This is a genomic window from Pantoea sp. Z09 (genome assembly GCF_022394795.1).
GTDB classification, from domain to species: Bacteria; Pseudomonadota; Gammaproteobacteria; order Enterobacterales; family Enterobacteriaceae; genus Pantoea; species Pantoea latae.
Map to the genome: position 1 here is coordinate 3,538,173 of NZ_CP092373.1, position 22,987 is coordinate 3,561,159.

Here is a 22,987-nt window from a genome sequence, read left to right on the forward strand (position 1 = left end):
TAAACAGTTGCGTTGTAATGGTTTTTTTATGCGGATTAAGGGATACAGCAGTGTTGTTACCGGTAACAACGGCGGTTAGTGTAACACCGTTGTGGTTAAACATTTAGATACTCGAAACAAATTCGCACAAATTCATTAACATCTGTCGCCGTTTCTCGCTCGCCGCTGGCGCTAACTGTCACTATCGGAAACAACAGACTACAGACAGATAACGCTAAAAAGCGTTATAAAAGAGTCCACACAACAGCGGAGAGCCTATGTTTAAGTCCTATTTTCCCCGGCCAGCGCTGTTTTTCAGCTCGGCAGCGATCTGGAGCCTTATCGCCATTTTTGCCTGGTTCGGCTTTGCCGATGACCTGCCGTCGCGCTGGCCCGCGCTGCATGCCGCCATGCAGCAGCCGCTGCCGACCACGGCCGCACGCTTTATCGCCCCCAGCCAGCTCTGGTTTTATGGCTATTACTGGATCATGGTGGCGATATTCGCCCTGGCCTGGCGCGTTATCGATAACCATCCGTGGCAGCGCTGGTCGGTATGGGGCTCAGCGTTGATTATCTTCGTCACCTGGTTCGGCGTGCAGGTCGGCGTCGGCGTCAACGCCTGGTACGGTCCTTTTTACGATCTGATCCAGCAGGCACTGACCAAAGCGGGCTCGGTGCCGATTAGCCGTTTTTACGCCGAGGTGATAGCCTTCCTCGGCATCGCGCTGATTGCCGTGGTGATCGGCGTGATGAACTCGTTTTTCATCAGCCACTGGGTGTTCCGCTGGCGCACCGCGATGAACAACTACTACATGCATAACTGGCAGCGCCTGCGTCAGGTAGAAGGCGCGGCGCAGCGCGTGCAGGAAGACACCATGCGCTTCGCCAGCACGCTGGAGGACTGGGGCGTCAGTTTTATTCAGGCGATAATGACATTGGTGGCGTTTCTGCCTGTGCTGATCGGCCTGTCGCACCACGTTAAGGATGTGCCGATCCTCGGCAATATTCCCTACGCGCTGGTGATCGCCGCGCTGCTCTGGTCGCTGTTCGGCACGGCGCTGCTGGCGCTGGTGGGCATTAAGCTGCCGGGTCTGGAGTTCCGCAATCAGCGGGTGGAAGCGGCCTATCGTAAAGAGCTGGTCTACGGTGAAGACAATCCCGATCGCGCCACGCCGCCGACGGTGCAGGCGCTGTTCAGCCGCGTGCGCTTTAACTATTTCCGCCTCTACTTTCACTATCTCTACTTCAATATCACCCGCATTCTCTATCTGCAGGTGGATAACGTGTTCGGTCTGTTTGTGCTGTTTCCCTCGATTGTGGCGGGCACCATAACGCTCGGTTTGCTTAACCAGATCACCAACGTGTTCGACCAGGTGCGCTCCTCATTCCAGTATCTGATCACCTCCTGGTCGACGCTGGTGGAGCTGATGTCGATCTATAAACGTCTGCGCAGCTTCGAGCAGATCCTGCAGGACATTCCGCATCAGGAGATGATGCGCGAAGCGGCGGAAAACGAGTAACTCCCCTTCCCGGACGGGCGCGACGCTGCTGCGCGCCTGTCCGCTTGCCCAGCGCCCTTTCTCTCTGCATCCCTATCTATTTGTTAAAATAGTCACATTTACCTTCGCGTCACGCAGCGGGCTAACCGTTTGCATCCTGCATAAAGGCTGTGAATTTTGTCACATTATTAACTTTAACAAGCTGATAATGTGATTTTAATAACATTATAAAATTCACCTGGGAGTACACAAATGGAGATCGCGGTTATCGGGTCAAACATGGTTGACCTTATTACCTACACCAGCCAGCTGCCTAAAGCGGGCGAAACCCTGGAAGCGCCTGATTTTGCTATCGGCTGCGGCGGCAAAGGCGCCAATCAGGCGGTGGCGGCGGCGAAGATGGGCGGACGCGTGATGATGGTCAGCAAGGTCGGCGACGACCTGTTCGCGCCGGAAACCGTCGCCAACCTGCAGCGCCAGGGCGTGGACACGCGCTTTGTCACCACGGCGCCGGGCACCTCGAGCGGCGTGGCGCCGATCTTTGTCGACGAGCAGTCGCAGAACCGCATCCTGATTATTAAAGGCGCCAACCAGCAGCTTAGCGCGGCCGATATCGACGCCGCCGCCGAGGCGCTGACGGCCTGCCAGCTGATCATTCTGCAGCTGGAGATCCCGCTGGAAACCGTCTACTACGCCATCGACTTCGCCCGTCGCCACAACATTAAGGTGATCCTCAATCCCGCGCCTGCGGTCGCCGATCTCGACATCGCCTGGGCCTGCAAGTGCGACTTCTTTATGCCGAATGAAACCGAGCTGGAGATCCTGACCGGCATGCCGGTCGCCAGCGATGAAGAGGTCAAACTGGCCGGACAGACGCTGCTCCGGCGCGGGCTGAAGAACCTGATTATCACTATGGGCGCGCGCGGGTCGCTGTGGATGAACGGCGACAGCGTGCATCAGGTGGCGCCGACGGCGGTGAAAGCGGTCGACACCAGCGGCGCGGGCGATGCCTTTATCGGCTGTTTCGCCCAGGCGCTGGTGAAAACCGGCGATATCGCGGCGGCGATGACGCAGGCCTCTGCCTACGCCGCCTGCAGCGTGACCGGCCGCGGCACCCAGCGTTCCTATCCCGACGCGGAAACCTTCCAGCGTTTTCTTAACGTTAACTGAGGTCGAGCTATGCAGCAGAAAATAGTGCAGCAACCCGATGGCTACCTGAATAAAACGCCGCTGTTTCCGTTTATTTTGCTCTCCTGCCTCTTCCCGCTGTGGGGCTGCGCCGCCAGCCTGAACGATATTTTGATCACCCAGTTCAAAAGCGTTTTCGCGCTCAGCGACTTCGCCAGCGCGCTGGTGCAAAGCGCCTTTTACGGCGGCTACTTTCTGATCGCGATTCCGGCGTCGCTGGTGATCCGCCGCGCCAGCTATAAACTGGCGATCCTGATGGGGCTGGCGCTCTATATCGCTGGCTGCGTGCTGTTCTATCCCGCCTCGCATATGGCGACCTACACCATGTTCCTCGCGGCGATTTTCGCCATTGCCATCGGCCTGAGCTTCCTGGAAACCGCCGCCAACACCTACAGCTCGATGATTGGCCATCGCGACCACGCCACGCTGCGTCTCAATATCAGTCAGACCTTCTATCCGGTGGGGGCGCTGATGGGCATCGTGCTGGGCAAATATCTGGTGTTTCAGGAGGGCGACAGCCTGCAGAGCCAGCTGGCCGGGATGAACGCCGAACAGGCGCACGCGTTCCGCCTCAGCATGCTGGAGCATACGCTGGAGCCCTATAAATATCTGGTGATGGTGCTGGTGGTAGTAATGCTGCTGTTTCTCTTCACGCGCTATCCGCGCTGCAAACCGGCGTCGAACGAAAAATCGCTGCCGTCGCTCGGGGAAACGCTGCGCTATCTGGCCGGCAACCGCCACTTTAAGCGCGGCATCGTGGCGCAGTTTCTCTATGTCGGCATGCAGGTGGCGGTATGGTCGTTTACCATTCGCCTGGCGCTGACGCTCGGCGCGGCAAACGAGCGCCACGCCTCTAACTTTATGATCTACAGCTTTATCTGCTTCTTTATCGGCAAGTTCGTCGCCAACTTCCTGATGACGCGCTTTCGCGCCGAGAAGGTGCTGATCGCCTATTCGGCGCTGGGCGTGCTGACGCTGGCGTGGGTGATGTTTGTGCCGAACTTCACCGCCGTCTATGCCGCGGTGTTTGTCAGCGTGCTGTTCGGGCCGTGCTGGGCCACGATTTACGCCGGTACGCTGGCGACCGTGGAGAACAAGTACACCGAAGTGGCGGGCGCCTTTATCGTGATGTCGATCGTCGGCGCCGCCTTTATCCCGGCGATCCAGGGGTTTGTGTCCGATCATCTCGGGTCGATGCAGCTGGCGTTTGGCGTCTCGCTGCTCTGCTTCGCCTGGGTCGGCTTCTATTTCTGGGGCGAGCTGCGCCATAAAAAACAGGCGCGCCAGGCGGGCCGTTTAGTGGACGAGATGCCATGAAAACCCGTATACCGCTGCATCGCGAGCAGTTTCACGCCACGCCGACCACCCTGCTGCAAAACGCGGCCTTCCACGTCGAGCTGTTTCGCTATCCCGCCGGGATTGAGGCGGTACGCATCAGCAATCAGCGCGGCGCGGTGGTGGTGCTGCCCTTTTACGGCCAGATGGTGTGGGACGCCTGCTTTGACGGAAAAACGCTGACCATGGGCCACGGCTTTAAGCAGCCGCTGCCGGGCAGTTCAATTGTCGACACCTACGGCTGCTTCGCGTTTCACTCCGGTCTGCTGGCGAACGGCTGTCCGGCAGAGGATGACAGCCATCCGCTGCACGGCGAAATGGCCTGCGCGCGCATGGACAGCGCCTGGCTGGTGCTGGAGAACGATCGCCTGTCGCTGGAAGGAGAAACCGAGTATATCAAGGGCTTTGGCCATCACTATCTGGCGGCGCCTGCGGTGCGCATCGAGGCTGACCAGCCGCGCCTGCATATTGAGATGACGGTGACCAATCTGGCGGGCGCGCCGATGCCGTTGCAGTACATGTGCCATCTTAATAGCGCCTGGATACCCGACGGCGAGTTTAAGCAGACCATCCCGCCGCACGCCTTTCAACTGCGCACGTCGGTTCCGGCGCATGTAAAACCGACGCCGCAGTGGCAGACCTACACTGCGGCGCTGGCGCGCGATCCGCAGGCGCTGCAGCGGCTGGATCGGCCGGAGATGTGCGACCCGGAGATCGTCTTCTTCGCCGACGATCTGCCGCAGTACGGCGACGAGATGCAGTTCGAGCTGCATGCGCCGCAGGGCTTTGCGCTGATGACGCGCTTCAGCAGCCGGCAGTTTCCCCATGCCACGCGCTGGCTGCTGCACAATCGCGATCAGCAGGTGGCGGCCTACGTGCTGCCCGCCACCTGTCGTCCCGAGGGCTTCAACGCCGCGCAGCGCGCCGGCACGCTGCTGTCGCTGGCACCGGGCGAGCAGCGCTTTTTCAGCGTTGAGACCGGGATAGTGTGAGCGTCACACCAGCGCGGCGAAGACCCGCTCCACGGCGTACGCGCCGGGATCTTTCACCCCATCCAGCGTCTGCTGATTGAGATAGGATGAGCGTCCGGCGCGGGCGCTCTGCATCCGCGCGGTCGATTCCGCTCCCTGCGCCGCCGCGTCTGCCGCCTCCGCCAGCGATTTACCCGCCGTCAGCGCCTCCAGCGCTGGCTCCAGCGCGTCCACCAGCGTGCGGTGGCCGATCTGCGCGCCGCCGTAGTGCTTCATCTTCTCCAGCCCCTGCTTCAGCGCCTCTGGCAGCGTGCCGCCCTCTGCCAGCTGCTGGCCCGCTGCGGTAAACAGAATTGACATCAGCACCCCGCTCGATCCGCCCATCACCGTCGCCAGCTGTTCGCCCACCAGCGCAAACAGCGACGGCAGATCCGCCAGCGGCAGCTGCTGTGCCTCTAGCGCGCTTTTCACCTTGCGCGCCCCGGCGGCAAAGGTCGAACCGGTGTCGCCGTCGCCCACTTTGGCGTCCAGCGCGTTCAGCTCCGCTTCAAGGTCGATCAGCGTCTGCGCGACGCGCTCGACCACCTGCGCCGTCTGCGCGTCCTGCGAGGGGGTAAATTCCAGCTCGCTGACCACGCGCTGGCTGCTCAGCGTCGTGACCGGCTCGATCGCGTGGATCGGCGCCCAGCCCAGCACCTCTACCGGCGCCTTGAGCGCTTCGAGGAACGCCGCCTCAATCTGCAATACCGTCAGCGAGAACCCTTTCATATCGAGCGCGCTCACCAGCGTCGCCGGGCCGATCAGATGGCTGATACGCGCCGCCAGCGGGCTTTTCAGCACGTCGCGCGTCACCAGCGCCAGCTCCAGCATCGAAAAGCCGCCGAGGTTGTTCACCAGCAGCACCGCGCGGGTGCCGGAAGAGAGGCTGTTCGCCAGCTTCTCTGTCATGATGCTCACCAGCTGCTGGCTGTTCTGGGTGTCGAGCGTAATCACGCCCGGCTCGCCGTGGATGCCCATGCCCAGCTCGCTCTCGCCCTCTTTGACGCGGTTGTCGCGCCGCTCGCCGGGAATATGACAGGTGGAAAAGGCGACGCCGATGCTGGCGGTGCCTTTAATTGCGCGCTGCGTCAGGGTTTTTACCTGCGCCAGCGGCTGTCCCTGCTCGGCGGCGTAGCCGGCGATTTTATGGATCAGCGCGGTGCCGGCGATGCCGCGCGGCTGCGGATTCTCCGGCAGCGCGATATCGTCCTGCACCATCACCATCTCGACCTGGTAGCCCAGCGCGCGCGCCTTCTCCGCCGCCAGGCCGAAATTAAGCCGGTCGCCGGTGTAGTTTTTGACGATCAGCAAACAGCCCGCCTCACCGGTGACGTTGATAATGGCGCTCAGCACCGCGTCCACGCTGGGCGAGGCGAAAATATCGCCGCACACCGCGGCGGTGAGCATCCCTTTGCCGACGAATCCGGCATGGGCTGGCTCATGTCCCGAGCCGCCGCCGGAAATCAGCGCTACCTTGCTTTTGTCCCAGTCGTTGCGCACCACAACGCGAATATCGTCGCCTAAATCCAGGCGGCTCAGGTTGTGCCACGGCGTGCTCAGCAGCACGCCCTCTATCGCTTCATTGACCAGATTATTTTTTTCATTCATCAGGAACTGGCTCATTGCATCCTCTCCGGTGGTGTTGATGCCGCCAGCCAGCGGCACGCTTTAAAGGTAGCCGAAGAAATGCAAAGGGCGGCCAGCGGCCGCCCCGGGAGAGCAAGGGAAAATCAAAGCGCGATGCGCATCACGCTGTCCGGGTTTTTCGGCGGTTCTTTGCGCGAGCCAGGCTGCTTGACGCTGACGAACAGCGTATTGCCGTCGGCGGAGAGCGCCAGGCTGTTCGGCAGGCCTGGCGTTTTCACCGTGCGTTTTACCTTGTAGCTGGCCGCGTCGATGATGCTGACTTCGCCCGCTTTGCGATGGGTGACATACAGCTCGTTGCGCGCAGCGTTGAACAGCACCGCCAGCGACTCTGGCACGGCGATCGCCTGGATCACCGTCTGATCGCGCAGATCCACCACCAGCACCTGCGGCTGTTTTGAGTCGCTGAGGAAAGCACGCTGACCTTTGGTGTCCAGCGCGATATTCAGGAAGAAGTGCTCTTTATCGCCCTCGATCTTCTGGCGCCTTTCAATGGCGTTGGTGCGGGCGTTGATGGTGACCAGCTCGCCATCGCCGTTGGTAACGTAGAGCTTCTGCCGATCGCTGTCCAGCGCCAGCCCGGTACCCATTTTGCCGGTGTTCGGCACCACGCTCATCAGCTGCAGGCTGTTGCCGTCCACCACCCACACCACGCTCTGCGGCCCCAGGCCGGTGACGTAGACGCGGTTGGTTTTAACATCGACGGCGATTTCACGCGGCTGCAGCGGACGCACCTTTTCGCCGCGCTTGCGACTATCCAGCACCAGGGTATTGAGCACCTTGCCGCTGGCGGCGTCGATGGCGGTCAGCGCGCTGTTCAGGGTGTTGCCGATATAGAGCACGTTGGTCTGCGGGTTGATGGCCGCGCCAAAGTTTTTCAGTTCGGTGGGGATGGTTTGCTTCACCGCCAGGGTTTGTGGATCGAGGCGGAACAGCGCGCCGCCCGGCGCGTCGCTGCCCTGAGAGGCAGCAAGGAACAGGGCGTTGTCGCTGGGGCTAAAGGCCAGCTCATAGGCGCCTTTGCTCACCGGCTGGTTACGTTCGTCCGCCTGCGCCAGCATGGCGGTGGCAGAAAAGAGTGAGGCAGCGAGCAGCGTGGTGCGCAGCGCAAAAGACAAGGATTTCATGATCTCTCCATAGCAAAAATTCACCGCTGTCAGGCAGTGCAGGAAAGCTCACATTGCAAATCGTATAAAAAAGAAAAGGGCCTTAAGGCCGGCAGAGACAGTTTTTTTGGCAAATCATAAGGATTTATCGCCGAAAGGGAAGCGCTTTGACGCGCTTATACGCCGCCAGGACGCCCGGAGGCGTCCTGTCAGCATCTGTCACGCTTATTTCAGCAGTTCAGCGGTCATGTGCACGCCGTTGTTGTTGTAGGCTTCGGTCACTTTATAGGAAGCGCCTGCTTCTTTCGCCTGCGCCGCGATTTTCGCTTCCGCGCCGTCCAGGGTTGAATCGATAGCGGTCACGCTCTGCGCGAAGCTGGTCAGCGGAAGAACGGAGAGTGCGATAACAGCAGCAAAAGTTTTGATAGTTTTCATGGTCAATTTCCTGATTAATTTTGAGTTGGATAAGGCGTGTTGCCTTGTTGAGAGAAATAATAGACCGGAAGAGGTGCAGCGGATAGCGGAGATAATTGCCGTTCTTTATCAAATTTACTGATCATCAAAGCGCACAAAGGGTGTAGCGCGGCCGCAAAAGGTTAACTTACTGGCACAAAGAAAAAGGGCAGCATATTCCGCTGCCCTTGAGGCGATTAGCCGTGATGACGTACGCGCGTGAAGATAGTGATCGCGGCGAGCAGCATCAGTACGCCGCTGGCGAGGAAGACGCCACCGGCGCCGCGCAGGTCGAACATCCAGCCGCCCGCCGCCGCGCCGGCGGTGATCGCCAGCTGAATGGTGGCCACCAGCAAACCGCCGCCTGATTCGGCGTCGTCCGGCACCGCGCGCGAGATCCAGGTGGACCAGCCGGTGGGCATCGAACCAAACGCCAGCCCCCATAGCGCCACGCCCGCCGCCACCAGCCAGGAGACGTCGGCAAAGCTCACCAGCAGCAGCGCGGTCGCGCTCATCACCAGCGCCATCACGCTTAGCGTCAGCGAGACGCTGCGCGTCACCAGATAGCCCGCCAGCGAGGTGCCGAAAAAGTTCGCCACGCCAAACGCCAGCAGCACCAGCGAGAGCTGGTTAAGGTTGAGCTGCGCGCTGCTCTCCAGGAACGGGCGCAGGTAGGTAAAGAAGGCGAAGTGGCCGGTGAACATCATGATCACCGCCAGCATGCCCCAGCGCATCAGGCCGCTGCGCAGCAGATCGAGCACGCCGCCGCCGCGCGCTTTGTTCTCCGGCGGCATCGCTGGCAGCGTAAAGCACTGCCAGATCAGCGCCAGCACGCCCAGCCCGGCGGTCAGCATAAAGATGTTGCGCCAGCCGATCAGGCCGCCGAGATAGCTGCCAAGCGGCGCGGCGATGATGGTCGCCAGCGAGATGCCGCTGAAGACGATCGACAGCGCGCGCGGCACCTGATCGCTGGGCACCAGCCGCATAGTGATGGCGGTTGAGAGCGTCCAGAAGCCGCCGATTGCCATGCCGAGCAGCACGCGCGCCAGCAGGATCAGCGTCAGGTTGCTTGCCAGCGCCACCAGCAGCGCCGAGGCGACCAGCAGCAGCGTAAAGGCCAGCATCACCACGCGGCGATCCAGCCGCCGCGTCACGCTGCCCACCACCAGACTGGTGAGCAGCGCCACCAGCGCGGTCACGGTGACCGTCTGCCCCGCCTGCCCTTCCGACACCTGCAGCGAGGCCGCGATGGGCGTCAGCAGGCTAACCGGCAGAAACTCGGCGGTGATTAAGCCAAAGACCCCAAACGCCATTGCAAATACCGCGCCCCAGGCTGGACGCGCGGGTACGGAAACCTCATCAGCCACTTCTGTGCTCAGACTCATGCAGCTTCTCCATAGAAAATTTATTAAGGCTGGAGCATAGAGGCAGCGGGCAAGACGATCTATGATGGCAATACCTTCATTATTGATAATTCGTCCTGAATGCCATGAGCCACTATGAAGATCTGACCAGCGAGCTGCTGATGGGCATGCGGCTGCACGGCGTGACCTACCAGCGCATTCAGCTCGCCGCGCCTTTCGGCCTGCGCTATGAGCATGCGCCGGGCCGCGCGCAGTTTCACTTTGTCGGACGCGGACCGCTGCTGGTGCGCGGCGCGTCGGGCGCGATTTTCACCCTCAATACCGGCGACGCGCTGCTGATCCCCCACGGCAAACCGCACAGCCTGCTCTCCTCGCCCGACGCCGCCTGCGAAAATATCACCGCCTTCAGCAGCAGGCCGATCTGCGACAGCGTCTGCGCCATCGGCGCGCCCGCCGGCACCTGTGACGACGAAGAGAGCGTGATCCTGTTCAGCGCCTGCATGAAGTTTGAGCTGGGCGGCATGCAGCCGCTGATCAACACCATGCCGGATATTATGCTGGTGAGCACGCTGCTGTCGCAGTATCCAGAGATCCAGCCAATTCTCGACGCGATGGAGCGCGAGTCGCGCACGCGCCACGCCGGGTTCGCCGGTATTCTGTCGCGGCTGGCGGATGTGGTGGCGGCGCTGATCGTGCGCGGCTGGGTAGAGAACGGCTGCGGTCAGGGCAGCGGGCTGGTGCAGGCGATGCGCGATCCGCGCCTGAGCAAGGCGATTGCCGCGATGCATCGCGAACCGGGCGAGAACTGGACGGTAGAGCGGCTGGCGAGCGTGGCGGGCTGCTCGCGTTCGGTGTTTGCCGAGCGCTTTCAGAACGCCACCACCATGACGCCGCTGCGCTATCTGACCGAGCTGCGTATGCGGCTGGCGGTGCAGCGCATCGTCAATAACGGCGAAGCGGTGGAGGCGGTGGCGTTTCAGCTCGGCTACGGCTCGCTGGCGGCCTTTAGCCGCGCCTTTAAGCGCATTGTTGGTCAGCCGCCCGGCGCGCTGCGCGCCGGACGGGAAGAGACGCGCGCTGCCTCTTAGCGGAACACGCTGATCGCTTCCACCAGCCGGTTGGCCTGGTGCGTCATACGGCCAGAGGCCTCGGCGCTCTCCTGCACGCGCGCCGCGTTGCGGTGGGTGATGTCGTCGAGATCTTCAACGGCGGTGGAGACCTCGCTTAGCGCGGTCGCCTGTTCAGCGGTGGCCGCGCTGATCTGGGCGATCAGCGACGAGACGTTCTGCACCTGCGCCACGATGTCCTGCATGGTGCGGCCCGCCGCGTCGGCGTGATTGCTGCCGAGCTGCACGCGGCTGGCGCTGGTCTCTACCAGGGTTTTGATTTCGCTGGCGGCTTTGGCGCTGCGCTGCGCCAGGCTGCGCACTTCTCCCGCCACCACGGCGAACCCTTTGCCCTGCTCCCCCGCGCGCGCCGCTTCTACCGCGGCGTTGAGCGCCAGAATGTTGGTCTGAAAGGCGATGCCGTCGATTACGCTGGTGATATTGGCGATGCGCTGCGAGCTGTCGGCGATTTCCGCCATCATGCTGACCATCTCCTGCATCACCTCGCCGCCCTTGCTCGCCGCCTGGCTGGTGCGCGCGGAGAGCGTATTGACCTCGCCCGCCGTTTCGGTGTTGCTTTTCACCGTGGCGGTCATTTCGTTCATGGTGGCGGCGGTCTGCTGCACGTTGGCGGCGGCCTGCTCGGTGCGGCGGCTCAGCTCGTTGTTGCTGCTGGCGATGGCGTCGCTGGCGCTGAGGACGTTGATCGCCTGGCCGCTGACGTCGTCCACCAGCCAGCGGAACATCAGGCCGAGCTGGCCGATGGCGCGCTGCGTCATGCCGACCTCATCGACGCGGTCAATCTGCTCGACTTTGTGGCTGGCGCCGGTCGCCACGCTGAGCGCCTGCTGGCACATACGCTCAATGGGGCGCGAGATCTGCTGTTCCAGCCACAGGCTGGTGAGCAGCAGCAGCATCGCCATGCCGCCGCTGAAGCAGCCGAGCGCGGTAGCCGTCACGCCGAGCAGCGCGGCGCTGAGCGTCGCCAGCGGCAGCAGCGCCATCAGCGGCAGTCGGATGCGCCAGCGCAGCGGCAGGGTTTTTAGCAGCGAGCCGACGCGACGCCAGCCGGTGCCAACAATCAGCCCTTTATGGAAGCGACGCCCTTTGGCTCGTCCTTCGCGGAAGTCGCGGTAGAGCGCTTCGGTGGCGCGGATTTCCGCCTCGCCTGGTTTGGTGCGCACCGACATAAAGCCCTGCACCTTGCCGTCGCGCACCACCGGCACCGCGTTGGCGCGCACCCAGTAGTGATCGCCATTTTTCCGTCGGTTTTTCACCAGCGCTGACCAGGGTTCGCCCTTTTTTAGCGTCGCCCACATGTCGGCGAAGGCCTCGGGCGGCATGTCGGGATGGCGCACCATGTTGTGCGGCTGGCCGTTGACCTCGTCTGGCGTAAAGCCGCTGACCTCGATAAAGGCGTCGTTGGCGTAGGTGATGTAGCTGTTGATATCGGTGGTCGACATCAGGGTGGCGCGATCGTCAAAGACGAATTCGCGCTGCGTGACGGGCTGGTTATTGCGCATGGGATTCCTTGAAACGGCTGCCAGGTGTAGGGTGATTATCAGTTATGTTTTTTTATATTTTCGGCAGCGAAAGAGGAGGGCTTTAGAGGGGGGAATAAATTTTTTCCGCTAAATAAGAGGACTGGCGAGCAATTGACCCGCCAACCCTGTTAGCGCTATCGGTTAGGGCTTTTTAATAATTGCGCTGTCACGCCTGTAGGGCGCGGCGGATAAAGCCCTGGTGGCGGTTGAGCAGTGCGCGAGCGTCGTCGGCGTCCGTGTCGGTCAGCACCATCAGGATAGCGGTTTTGCAGTGGCCACCGCAGGCCGCCAGCGCCTGGCTGGCGCGCGCCGCGTCGCACTCGGTGGCCTGCATGACGATGTTGATCTGGCGCTGCACCAGTTTCTGGTTGGTGGCCTCTACGTCGACCATCAGGTTGCCGTAGACTTTGCCGCTGCGGATCATCGCGCCGGTGGTGAGCATGTTGAGCACCAGTTTCTGGGCGGTGCCCGCTTTCATGCGCGAGGATCCGGTGACCACTTCCGGGCCGACCACCGGCGTGAGCGCGATCTCCGCCGTCTGCGCCATGGCGCTGCCGGGATTGCAGGTGAGCGCCGCCGTGGTGGCGCCGAGCGAGCGGGCGTATTCCAGCGCGCCCAGCACGTAGGGGGTACGGCCGCTGGCGGCGATGCCCACCAGCACATCTTTGGCGCTGAACTGGATGTCACGCAGGTCCTGCGCGCCCTGTTCGCGGTTGTCTTCGGCGTTTTCGACCGCCTGCAGTATGGCCGGGTGGCCGCCGGCGATCAGCCCCACCACCTGGCCGCGCGGCGTGCCGAAGGTGGGCGGGCATTCGCTGGCGTCGAGGATGCCGAGTCGGCCAGAGGTGCCTGCGCCGCTGTAGATCAGGCGGCCGCCCTGCGCGAAGGCGGCGACGATGGCGTCAACCGTCTGCGCGATCTGCGGCACGATCGCCTCTACCGCCAGCGCCACTTTTTTGTCTTCGTTGTTAATGACGCGCAGCATGGCGTCGGTGGAGAGTTCGTCAATGTTCTGGCTGGCCGGGTTGCGGCCTTCGGTGATGAGTTGGCTGAGGTCGATAGTCATCGGGCGTGCTCCGGGCGTCATTTATCCAGGCCCGGTTTTATCATATTTACGGGATAAAAAAAGGGCTCAGACGTGGTCTGAACCCTGTTGTTTTGAATGCTGTTGCCTGAAATCGCAGTGCTGACACGGGAGAGGGGGCCGATCGCAAAGACGCAAAAAGCGCCATCCCTGGCAGCTCGGCCCGCGACATCCCTGTCGCGGACGCTTTGCTCTTCTGCCCCCCTCTCCCGTTTACCGGCTTTGGGTGTCGTCTGTTAGTCAGGTCAAAAGCTAAGTTAGCTGGCCGTTTGGGCGCGCAGCTGCAGCTCGTAGGCTTTTGCCTGCTCGGCGTCGAACTGGTTCTCCCAGCGGGCGATAACCAGCACCGCCAGCGCGTTGCCGATGACGTTAAGGGCGGTGCGCGCCATATCCATGATGCGATCCACGCCGGCGATAAAGGCCAGGCCTTCCAGCGGAATGCCGACGCTGCCCAGCGTCGCCAGCAGCACCACGAACGACACGCCGGGCACGCCGGCGATGCCTTTCGAAGTCACCATCAGCGTCAGCACCAGGATAATCTCGTCGGTCAGCGACAGGTCGATGCCGTAGAGCTGTGCGATAAAGATCGCGGCGATGCTCTGGTAGAGCGTCGAGCCGTCCAGGTTGAAGGAGTAGCCGGTCGGCACCACAAAGCTGGTGATCGCCTTCGGCGCGCCGTAGGCCTCCATCTTCTGCATAATGCGCGGCAGCACGGTTTCCGAACTGGAGGTCGAGTAAGAGAGGATCAGCTCATCTTTCAGGATGCGCATCAGGGTGGTGATGCGCAGCTTGCAGAGTCGCGCCACGCCGCCGAGGATAACGAAAGCGAAGAACAGGATGGCGGCATACACCAGCAGCACCAGCTTCGCCAGCGGCCACAGCGAGGTAAAGCCGAAGTTGGCGATGGTGACGGCGATCAGCGCAAAGACGCCCACCGGCGCGTAGCGCATGATCATATGCGTCACTTTAAACATCGTTTCCGACACGCTGCGGAAGACGTTGACCAGCGGATCGCGCTGCTCTGACGGCAGCGCCGACAGGCCCATGCCGAACAGCACCGAGAAGAAGATGATCGGCAGCATGTCGCCCTTCACCAGCGAGGCGAAGATATTCTGCGGGATCAGCGACAGGATGGTGGCGACCAGGCTGTGTGGCCCGTTCTGCACCGCTTCGGTCGTGGCTTCGTACTTAGAGATGTCCACCGTTGCCAGCGTTGACATATCAATGCCGGTGCCGGGTTGAAACACGTTAGCCAGCGTAATGCCGACCACAATGGCAAGGGTGGTGATCACTTCAAAATAGAGAATGGTTTTGACGCCAATCCGTCCCAGTTTTTTCGCATCGCCCACGCCGGCGATGCCGACAATCAACGATGAAATCACGATAGGCACGACAATCATCTTGATGAGATGAATAAAGATATCGCCCGCCGGGCTGAGAATGTTGGTGATTAACCATTCACGATCGTCTGGCTGATTATGCAGCACTGAACCGACAACAATGCCGAGCACCAGCGCAATCAGAATCTGCCAGGCCAGGCTTATTTTAAAACCTTTCATAACGCGTTATTTCCTCAGTCAAAACCCCTATTGCTACGCTGCGAAGGTGCAGTGAAGGATACACACAGGGAAGTGAGCAAAAGCCCGGTAAATTAGAGGGTTATTGAGGACAGCGTCCGGTTCGAAAATGCGAAGATTCCCGATCCTTTTTCAGACGCCGTCTGGTTGAGTCCTGCTGAGCAGGGGCGAGATAAGTACCATTTTCACTGTGGTAAATGCAACCCCTGGCGTGTTCGATTAAAGATTAGCCACTCTTATAGCATAAAATGCTGTTTAGTTATCAAATCCCTAACTTACTGTTCTAAAAAGTAATACTTATTAAAAATTTCGCATAGCTATGCAGAAATGGGCAAAAAGGCGGCGGATGCGTTTGCTCTCTTTTTCGCCAGTTGCGCGGGGCGACGGCAGCGCTTTTGCAACGGTTTACACCGGGGATCGGCTGCCCGTGATCTGAGGCGCAAAAAAGAAACAAAGCGCGGACGCAGGCTTCACTTAACCTTTGATTGACATATCATTAACATCTTCAAGGAGATCCGCCATGAGCCAAATACATAAACATCCGATTCCTGCCAGCCTTGCCGCGAATGCCCTGATTACTGCCGAGCAGTATCAGACGATGTATCAGCAATCCGTCAGCGACCCGGATGCGTTCTGGGGCGAACAGGGGAAAATCCTCGACTGGATTAAGCCCTACAGCAAAGTGAAGAACAGCTCGTTTGCGCCGGGCAATATTTCCATTCGCTGGTATGAGGACGGCACGCTTAATCTGGCGGCCAACTGCCTCGATCGCCATCTGGAAAAGCGCGGTGACCATCCCGCCATTATCTGGGAAGGCGACGACGCCAGTGAAAGCAAAACCCTCACCTTCCGTCAGCTGCATAATCAGGTGTGCCGCTTCGCCAACGTGCTGCTGTCGCTGGGGGTGAAAAAAGGCGACGTGGTGGCGATCTATATGCCGATGGTGCCGGAAGCCGCCGTGGCGATGCTGGCCTGCGCGCGCATTGGTGCCGTGCACTCGGTAATTTTCGGCGGCTTTTCGCCGGAAGCGGTGGCGGGACGCGTGGTCGACTCCAGCGCGAAGCTGGTGATCACCGCCGATGAAGGCGTGCGCGCCGGGCGCACCATTCCGCTGAAGAAAAACGTCGACGACGCGCTGAATAATCCCAGCGTCAACAGCGTGAAGAACGTGGTGGTGCTGCGGCGCACCGGCCAGAATATCGACTGGCAGGATGGCCGCGATCTCTGGTGGTCCGAGTTAATGGACAAAGCCAGCGAGCAGCACGCGCCCGCTGAGATGCAGGCGGAAGATCCGCTGTTTATCCTCTATACCTCTGGCTCCACCGGCAAGCCGAAAGGGGTGCTGCACACCACCGGCGGCTATCTGGTCTATGCGGCGACCACCTTTAAATACGTGTTCGACTATCACCCGGACGATATCTACTGGTGCACCGCCGACGTCGGCTGGGTGACCGGCCACAGCTACCTGCTCTACGGACCGCTGGCGTGCGGCGCCACCACCCTGATGTTCGAAGGCGTGCCGAACTGGCCGAAGCCGAGCCGCATGGCGGAGGTGGTGGATAAGCATAAGGTGACGCTGCTCTATACCGCGCCGACGGCGATCCGCGCCCTGATGGCGGAAGGCGATAAGGCGATTGCCGGCACCAGCCGTCACAGCCTGCGCATTATGGGATCGGTGGGCGAACCCATTAACCCGGAAGCCTGGGAGTGGTACTACAACAAGATTGGCGACGGCCGCTGTCCGATTGTCGATACCTGGTGGCAGACCGAAACCGGCGGCTTTATGATCACCCCGCTGCCTGGCGCGACCGAGCTGAAAGCAGGTTCCGCCACTAAACCCTTCTTTGGCGTGCAGCCTGCGCTGGTCGATAACGAAGGCAACCCGCAGCAGGGCGCGGCGGAAGGCAACCTGGTGATCACCGACTCCTGGCCGGGCCAGGCGCGCACGCTGTTCGGCGATCACGAGCGCTTCGAGCAGACCTACTTCTCGACCTTTAAAAACTGCTATTTCAGCGGCGACGGCGCGCGCCGCGACGAAGATGGCGACTACTGGATCACCGGCCGCGTCGACGACGTGCTTAACGTCTCCGGCCACCGTCTCGGCACCGCGGAGATTGAGTCAGCGCTGGTGTCCCATCCGAAAATCGCCGAGGCGGCGGTGGTGGGCATTCCGCACAGCATCAAAGGCCAGGCGATCTACGCCTACATCACCCTGAACCAGGGCGAAGAGCCGTCGCCGGAGCTCTATAGCGAAGTGCGCGGCTGGGTGCGCAAAGAGATTGGGCCGATCGCCACGCCCGATATTCTGCACTGGACCGATTCGCTGCCGAAAACCCGCTCCGGCAAGATTATGCGCCGCATCCTGCGCAAGATCGCCGCAGGCGACACCAGCAATCTCGGCGATACCTCGACGCTGGCCGATCCGGGCGTGGTGGACAAGCTGCTGGAGGAGAAGCAGGCGATCCGCATGCCGTAAACCGTCTTACCGGCGGGAAGTCTCTTCTTCCCGCCGCTCTTTCCTTACGCAGTGTGTTTCTGAAGTCACATAACAATATCTAATCAGGCCTTTCTCGCGCAGCGGCGTGAGGCTGCCGCCTGCATAACCTCTGGAGAAACTGTGATGAACGACGCCCTTTCCACTCAGGAGGCGCTCAATCAACGGATTGAACGTCATCCGCGCTTTGAGGAGCTGGTGCATAAACGTCAGCGCTTCGCCCTGCTGCTGTCGCTGATCATGCTGGTGCTCTATGTCGGCTTTATCCTGCTGATCGCCTTTGCGCCCGGCTGGCTTGGCACGCCGCTGCACGCAGGCACCAGCGTGACGCGCGGCATTCCCATCGGTGTGGGACTGATTGTGATTTCTTTTGTGCTGACCGGCGTTTACGTCTGGCGCGCTAACGGCGAGTTCGATCGCCTGACGAAGCAGATCCTCAGCGAGGTAAAACCATGAAGCGTCTCTTTCTCCTGCTGCTGCCGCTGCTGCCCGCCAGCGCGCTGGCGGACGCCCTGACCGGCGCGGTGCAGAAGCAGGCCACCAACTATCAGGCGATCGGCATGTTCGTGGTGTTCGTCGCCGCCACGCTCGGCATTACTTACTGGGCGTCGAAGCGCACCCGCTCGCGCAATGACTACTACACCGCCGGCGGCAATATTACCGGCTTCCAGAACGGGCTGGCGATGGCGGGCGACTTTATGTCCGCCGCCTCTTTCCTCGGCATCTCCGCGCTGGTGTACACCTCCGGCTACGACGGCCTGATTTACTCGCTCGGCTTCCTGGTGGGCTGGCCGATGATCCTGTTTCTGATCGCCGAACGCCTGCGCAACCTGGGCCGCTACACCTTCGCTGACGTTGCCTCCTACCGCCTGCAGCAGAAACCGATTCGCACCCTCTCCGCCTGCGGCTCGCTGGTGGTGGTGGCGCTCTACTTGATTGCGCAGATGGTGGGCGCGGGCAAACTGATCCAGCTGCTGTTCGGCCTCGACTATCATATCGCCGTGGTGCTGGTGGGCATTCTGATGGTGCTCTACGTGCTGTTCGGCGGCATGCTGGCGACCACCTGGGTGCAGATTATTAAAGCGGTGCTGCTGCTGTTCGGCGCCAGCTTTATGGCGATTATGGTGATGAAGGCGACCGGCTTCAGCTTCAGCAACCTGTTTAGCCAGGCGATGGCGGTGCATCCGAAAGGCGCGGCCATTATGCAGCCGGGCGGGCTGGTGAAAGATCCCATCTCTGCGCTCTCTCTCGGGCTGGGGCTGATGTTCGGCACCGCCGGCCTGCCGCATATCCTGATGCGCTTCTTTACCGTGGCGGACGCGCGCGAGGCGCGCAAAAGCGTGTTCTGGGCCACTGGCTTTATGGGCTACTTCTACTTCCTGACCTTTATTATCGGCTTCGGCGCCATTCTGCTGGTTGGTGCCAATCCCGCCTTTAAGGACGCCAGCGGCGCGCTGATTGGCGGCACCAATATGGCGGCGGTGCATCTGGCGAACGCGGTGGGCGGCAGCACCTTCCTCGGCTTTATCTCCGCCGTGGCCTTCGCCACTATTCTGGCGGTGGTGGCCGGGCTAACGCTGGCGGGCGCGTCGGCGGTGTCGCACGACCTCTACGCCAGCGTGATCCGCAAAGGCCAGGCGACCGAGCGCGAAGAGCTGCGCGTGTCGAAGATCACCGTGCTGGTGCTGGGCGTGGTGGCGATTGCGCTGGGCATTTTGTTTGAGAAGCAGAACATCGCCTTTATGGTCGGCCTCGCCTTCTCTATCGCCGCCAGCTGTAACTTCCCGATTATCCTGCTGTCGATGTACTGGTCGAAGCTGACCACGCGCGGCGCGATGATCGGCGGCTGGCTTGGGCTGATCACCGCAGTGGTGCTGATGATCCTCGGCCCAACCGTCTGGGTGCAGGTGCTGGGCCACGCATCGCCGGTCTACCCCTATGAGTATCCGGCGCTCTTCTCGATGATCGTCGCCTTTGTCGGCACCTGGTTCTTCTCGGTCACCGACCATTCGCCGCAGGGCGCGCAGGAGCGCGGCCGCTTCCGGGCGCAGTTTATCCGCTCCCAGACCGGCGTTGGGATTTCACAGGGCAAGTCGCACTAATCGGGTTGTTCCTCGCCAGCGTCTCGTTCCCGGACGCTGGCGTTTTTATCTGCACCCAGGTTAAAATAGCGCCCAATCGCACGATTCGCACGATTAAGGGATCACCATGCTGAATTTGACCGCTAACCAGGCTAAAACGCGTTTTGGCGAACTCATGAACAAAGCGCAGCATGAAGCCGTTACCATCACCAAAAATGGCCGCACCGCCTTTGTCTGTCTGCCAGCCGAAGAGTACGCCGCCTTTGAGCAATTAAAACTGGAAAGCCTGCGCGCTAAACTGGCGCGCGCTATCGCGCAGGCGGAACAGGGACAGCTGCACGACGGAGAGCAGGTTTTTGACGATCTAATGAAGGATCTGTAATGGGAAAGTTTACGCTCACGGATGAAGCGAAAGAGGATATGAAAGAGGTCAAAGCCCATTCATTAACGCAATGGGGGGCCACCGTCACCAAAGCTTATCTGCAGGGCATGCGCGTGACAATGCAAATGCTGGCGGATCATCCGCTCGGCATCGACATTAGCAGCGAAACCTGGCCGGGCGTCTGCTACTGGCCGTACGAAAGCCACTATCTCTATTTTCTTCGCGCGCCTGAAGGTATCCAGGTTATCGCGGTGATCCATCACGCTCCCCTGCCTAAAGCGGTGAAAAAGCGTCAGCCCTGACAATAAAAAAGCCGGTCGCGCAAGCAACCGGCTCAAACGTGTTTATTACGCTAATTAGAAACGCAGCGAGGCGCCGACGTACGGGCCGTCGACCAGCACGTTGTCTTTACGACCGCCTTTGTTGTTCAGCTCGATGTACTGATAGCCGACGCGCAGGTTCAGCAGTGAAATCGGGGTGAAGCTCAGGCCGCCAGCGGCTTCCTGATAGCTGTCGAGATGGTCGGTCAGACCTTCCGGCGCGTAGTAGTACTCGCCGTACAGGCCCCACATGCTGTTGAAGCTGTACTGCGCGCCGCCGCCCAGCGCCACGGCAAAGCCATCTTTACCATCTTCAGGATGGGTGAAAATGGTCTTGGCGGTCGGCGCCAGACGCAGTCCGCCGATATCGACGTTGTAACCCAGACCCAGGCCGTAGGTGCTGCCGTCGTGATCGCTGCGCAGCCAGTTGCCTTTAAGGAACAGGCCCGGCGAGGTGGTGCCCAGACCGACGTTCAGGTTGGTGTTGTGCTCGCCCACATCCACGCTGCCTTCGATAGCCTGCGCCGCGCCGCTCAGCAGCACCAGACCCAGTGCGCTCCCGGTAACAAGTTGCTTAAACATGATTCCACTCCATGAAAGGACAATAATTTCGGCGCAAAGGTTAACAGCCTGAAATCCTCTGACAACTCTATTTGGTAACCTTTACGTAAACAGACATGTCGATCGCGCGCCTTTTGCCCTTATGCCGTCCACAGCAGATGGCCGATTAGCGGCGCCAGCACTACCGTCACCACGCCGGAAAGCATCATCACCAGGCTGGAAACCACGCCCTCCTGCTCGCCCAGCTGATAAGCGCGCGCGGTGCCCGCGCCGTGCGACGCCGCGCCGAAGCCCGCCCCTTTCGCCACGCCCTGTTTGATGGCGATGCGCAGAAACAGCACGTCACCGATCGCCATGCCGAACACCCCGGTGATCACCACGAACAGCGCTACCAGATCCGGTTGGCCGCCGATGGGCTTCGCGGCGGCGAGCGCAAAGGGCGTGGTGATAGAGCGCACCGCCAGGCTGCGCTGGATCGACTCCGGCAGCATCAGCAGCCGCGCCAGCCACACCGAGCTGCAAACCGCAACCAGCGTGGCGGTCAGCACGCCCGCGCTCAGCGACAGCCAGTGGCGGCGAATAATCGCCATGTTTTCATATACCGGCACGGCGAAGGCGAGCGTCGCCGGGCCGAGCAGCCACAGCAGCCAGTGGCTTTCGGCGATATAGTCCTGCCAGGAGACGTGCAGCAGCAGCAGCAGCCCGACCAGCAGCAGCGGCGTCGCCACCAGCGGCATCAGCAGCAGCGTGCGCCAGCGGCGATAGAGCTGCTTGTTGAGAAAGTAGATCAGCAGCGTGACCGCCAGACAGAGCAGGCTAAGGATGAGATCACGCATCGCGCTGTTGCCTGCGCGCGTCGCGCGCCAGTTCATAGCGGTAGAGGCGATCGACCACCAGTGCGGTAGAGGCCAGCACCAGCAGCGTGCTCAGGGCGATCACCACGCAGATGCGCCAGCCGTCGACGCGCAGCAGATCGCCGTAGTTGACCACCGCCACCACCGCCGGAATAAAAAACAGCAGCATTTCCGCCAGCAGCCAGCGCGAGCCCGCTTTCACCCAGCGCAGCGGCAGCACACGCGTAACGATCAGCGCCAGCATCAGCAGCATGCCGACGATATTGGCGGGCAGCGGCAGATGCAGCCAGCTCACCAGATGGTCGCAGCCGATAAACAGGCCCACATAGAGCAGCAGCTGCAGCGGCAACCCGAGTCGTTGCAGCCTGCCCGCCCGCTGCGGGCTGAGCGCTAACGCCATTTTCTTCTCCTCCGTCACATTTGTCGGCAGTCAGTATAAATCCGCGACAGAAGGTGAAAAAAATGAATTAAAATTATTCAAATCATGCCAGAAAGGAATAGTTATGGATGTCCGCGCGTTACGCTACTTCACGGAGGTGGTGCGCCAGCAGAGCTTTACCCGCGCCGCGCAAAAGCTGTTTGTCACCCAGCCCACCATCAGCAAAATGGTGCGTCAGCTGGAAGAGGAGCTGGGCTGCACCCTGCTGCTGCGCGACGGCCGCAGGCTGCACCTGACCGACAGCGGCCAGGCGGTTTATCAGCGCGGGCTGGCGATATTGCAGGAGTTCCACCAGCTCGAGGCGGAAATCGGCGATATTAATCAGCTGAAGACCGGCGAGCTGCGGCTCGGCATTCCGCCAATGGTCGGCATGCAGATTGCCGGCTCGATCTCGGCGTTTCGCCGCCGCTATCCCGGCGTCACCCTGAACATCTCGGAGTTCGGCGGGCTGACGGTGCAGCAGGCGGTGCTGGCGGGCAGCCTGGATATCGCCCTCACCGCGCTGCCGGTCGATCCCGAGCTGCCGCTCAACACCCTGCCGCTTATGCATCATCCACTCTGTGTGCTGGTGCCGCGTCAGCCTGGCTGGCTCAACCGCAGCCAGATCGCGCTGCCGGAGCTGGCGGCGCACCCGCTGCTGATTTTCAACGAGGAGTTCTCGCTTAATCGCCAGCTGATGAAGGCGTTTCAGCGTCTGGGCGTCACGCCGCATATCGCGGTGCGCAGCGGACAGTGGGATTTTCTCGCGGCGATGGTACAGGCGGAGATGGGGCTGGCGATCCTGCCGGAGCCGATCTGTCAGCGGCTCGATAAGCAGTCGCTGCTGTGGCTGCCGCTGGAGTCGGAGCTGAAGTGGAGTCTGGGATTGATCTGGCGCGAGGGCAGCTATCTGTCGCGCAGCGCGCAGGCGTGGATCGCCTGCTGCCGCGAACACTGGCCGGATGAGGCGCCGCGCCTGTCGGTGTAG

The 22,987-nt window shown here is 61.1% G+C and carries 21 protein-coding genes; 11 read left to right on the forward strand and 10 right to left on the reverse strand.

Going from position 1 to position 22,987, the window contains the following annotated elements; all coding sequences use genetic code 11:
* The first annotated feature begins 257 nt into the window (after positions 1 to 257).
* The 4 genes from sbmA (at position 258) to MC269_RS16970 (ending at position 4,993) form a co-directional block, all read left to right on the forward strand.
* The gene (gene sbmA, locus MC269_RS16955) at positions 258 to 1,499 is read left to right on the forward strand and encodes a peptide antibiotic transporter SbmA (protein ID WP_239953119.1); all 1,242 of its coding nucleotides are present in this window, start codon (positions 258 to 260) and stop codon (positions 1,497 to 1,499) included.
* Positions 1,500 to 1,730: 231 nt separating this feature from the next.
* Positions 1,731 to 2,648, forward strand: coding sequence for a ribokinase (rbsK, locus tag MC269_RS16960; RefSeq protein WP_239953120.1), 918 nt, complete (start codon positions 1,731 to 1,733; stop codon positions 2,646 to 2,648).
* Between the two features lie 9 nt (positions 2,649 to 2,657).
* Positions 2,658 to 3,983, forward strand: a complete 1,326-nt coding sequence (gene fucP, locus MC269_RS16965) for an L-fucose:H+ symporter permease (RefSeq protein WP_239953121.1) — start codon at positions 2,658 to 2,660, stop codon at positions 3,981 to 3,983.
* On the forward strand, positions 3,980 to 4,993 hold the full coding sequence (locus tag MC269_RS16970) for an aldose 1-epimerase family protein (RefSeq protein ID WP_239953122.1): 1,014 nt from the start codon (positions 3,980 to 3,982) through the stop codon (positions 4,991 to 4,993). Before fucP ends, MC269_RS16970 begins: the two co-directional genes overlap by 4 nt.
* 3 nt (positions 4,994 to 4,996) lie before the next feature.
* On the opposite strand, the gene MC269_RS16975 is transcribed toward MC269_RS16970, so the two are convergent.
* From MC269_RS16975 to MC269_RS16990, 4 genes are all read right to left on the reverse strand, one after another.
* The gene (locus MC269_RS16975) at positions 4,997 to 6,634 is read right to left on the reverse strand and encodes a dihydroxyacetone kinase subunit DhaK (RefSeq protein WP_239953123.1); all 1,638 of its coding nucleotides are present in this window, start codon (positions 6,632 to 6,634) and stop codon (positions 4,997 to 4,999) included.
* Positions 6,635 to 6,741: 107 nt separating this feature from the next.
* Positions 6,742 to 7,782, reverse strand: coding sequence for a YncE family protein (locus MC269_RS16980; RefSeq protein ID WP_239953124.1), 1,041 nt, complete (start codon positions 7,780 to 7,782; stop codon positions 6,742 to 6,744).
* A 204-nt stretch (positions 7,783 to 7,986) separates the two neighbouring features.
* Positions 7,987 to 8,196, reverse strand: a complete 210-nt coding sequence (locus MC269_RS16985) for a DUF1471 domain-containing protein (RefSeq protein ID WP_081140671.1) — start codon at positions 8,194 to 8,196, stop codon at positions 7,987 to 7,989.
* Positions 8,197 to 8,411: 215 nt separating this feature from the next.
* A complete protein-coding gene (locus tag MC269_RS16990; protein ID WP_081140670.1) occupies positions 8,412 to 9,599 on the reverse strand; it encodes an MFS transporter in 1,188 nt (395 codons plus the stop codon).
* 104 nt (positions 9,600 to 9,703) lie between these two features.
* Here MC269_RS16990 and MC269_RS16995 point away from each other — a divergent pair, with 104 nt between their 5' ends.
* Positions 9,704 to 10,666 carry an AraC family transcriptional regulator gene (locus tag MC269_RS16995; RefSeq protein ID WP_239953125.1) on the forward strand — a complete coding sequence of 321 codons (963 nt, stop codon included), beginning with the start codon at positions 9,704 to 9,706 and terminating at the stop codon, positions 10,664 to 10,666.
* On the opposite strand, the gene MC269_RS17000 is transcribed toward MC269_RS16995, so the two are convergent.
* From MC269_RS17000 to gltP, 3 genes are all read right to left on the reverse strand, one after another.
* A complete protein-coding gene (locus MC269_RS17000; RefSeq protein ID WP_081140668.1) occupies positions 10,663 to 12,207 on the reverse strand; it encodes a PAS domain-containing methyl-accepting chemotaxis protein in 1,545 nt (514 codons plus the stop codon). The genes MC269_RS16995 and MC269_RS17000 overlap by 4 nt on opposite strands.
* Before the next feature lie 187 nt (positions 12,208 to 12,394).
* Positions 12,395 to 13,294, reverse strand: a complete 900-nt coding sequence (murQ, locus tag MC269_RS17005) for an N-acetylmuramic acid 6-phosphate etherase (protein ID WP_239953126.1) — start codon at positions 13,292 to 13,294, stop codon at positions 12,395 to 12,397.
* A 275-nt stretch (positions 13,295 to 13,569) separates the two neighbouring features.
* On the reverse strand, positions 13,570 to 14,871 hold the full coding sequence (gltP, locus tag MC269_RS17010) for a glutamate/aspartate:proton symporter GltP (RefSeq protein ID WP_239953127.1): 1,302 nt from the start codon (positions 14,869 to 14,871) through the stop codon (positions 13,570 to 13,572).
* A 538-nt stretch (positions 14,872 to 15,409) separates the two neighbouring features.
* Between gltP and acs the strand changes: the two genes are divergently transcribed.
* The 5 genes from acs to MC269_RS17035 all read left to right on the forward strand — a co-directional run bounded on the left by acs (position 15,410) and on the right by MC269_RS17035 (position 20,148).
* Positions 15,410 to 17,365: an acetate--CoA ligase gene (acs, locus tag MC269_RS17015; protein WP_239953128.1), complete on the forward strand. Its 1,956-nt coding sequence runs from the start codon at positions 15,410 to 15,412 to the stop codon at positions 17,363 to 17,365.
* 144 nt (positions 17,366 to 17,509) lie between these two features.
* Complete coding sequence (locus MC269_RS17020; protein WP_239953129.1) at positions 17,510 to 17,839, forward strand: DUF485 domain-containing protein; 330 nt, start codon at positions 17,510 to 17,512, stop codon at positions 17,837 to 17,839.
* Entirely contained in the window at positions 17,836 to 19,485 is a 1,650-nt protein-coding gene (locus MC269_RS17025) for a cation acetate symporter (RefSeq protein ID WP_239953130.1), read from the forward strand. The genes MC269_RS17020 and MC269_RS17025 overlap by 4 nt, the downstream gene beginning before the upstream one ends.
* A gap of 106 nt (positions 19,486 to 19,591) precedes the next feature.
* Positions 19,592 to 19,846 (forward strand): type II toxin-antitoxin system Phd/YefM family antitoxin, encoded by a 255-nt coding sequence (locus MC269_RS17030; RefSeq protein ID WP_239953131.1) that lies wholly within the window; start codon positions 19,592 to 19,594, stop codon positions 19,844 to 19,846.
* Positions 19,846 to 20,148 (forward strand): type II toxin-antitoxin system RelE/ParE family toxin, encoded by a 303-nt coding sequence (locus tag MC269_RS17035; RefSeq protein ID WP_239953132.1) that lies wholly within the window; start codon positions 19,846 to 19,848, stop codon positions 20,146 to 20,148. The genes MC269_RS17030 and MC269_RS17035 overlap by 1 nt, the downstream gene beginning before the upstream one ends.
* Positions 20,149 to 20,202: 54 nt before the next feature.
* Here MC269_RS17035 and MC269_RS17040 read toward each other — a convergent pair whose 3' ends face one another.
* From MC269_RS17040 to MC269_RS17050, 3 genes are all read right to left on the reverse strand, one after another.
* Positions 20,203 to 20,748, reverse strand: a complete 546-nt coding sequence (locus tag MC269_RS17040) for a YfaZ family outer membrane protein (protein WP_033749177.1) — start codon at positions 20,746 to 20,748, stop codon at positions 20,203 to 20,205.
* A gap of 119 nt (positions 20,749 to 20,867) precedes the next feature.
* Entirely contained in the window at positions 20,868 to 21,563 is a 696-nt protein-coding gene (locus MC269_RS17045; protein ID WP_239953133.1) for an LrgB family protein, read from the reverse strand.
* Positions 21,556 to 21,981 carry a CidA/LrgA family protein gene (locus tag MC269_RS17050; RefSeq protein WP_239953134.1) on the reverse strand — a complete coding sequence of 142 codons (426 nt, stop codon included), beginning with the start codon at positions 21,979 to 21,981 and terminating at the stop codon, positions 21,556 to 21,558. The genes MC269_RS17045 and MC269_RS17050 overlap by 8 nt, the downstream gene beginning before the upstream one ends.
* A 103-nt stretch (positions 21,982 to 22,084) precedes the next feature.
* On the opposite strand from MC269_RS17050, the gene MC269_RS17055 reads away from it, so the two are divergent.
* On the forward strand, positions 22,085 to 22,987 hold the full coding sequence (locus MC269_RS17055) for a LysR family transcriptional regulator (protein WP_081140661.1): 903 nt from the start codon (positions 22,085 to 22,087) through the stop codon (positions 22,985 to 22,987).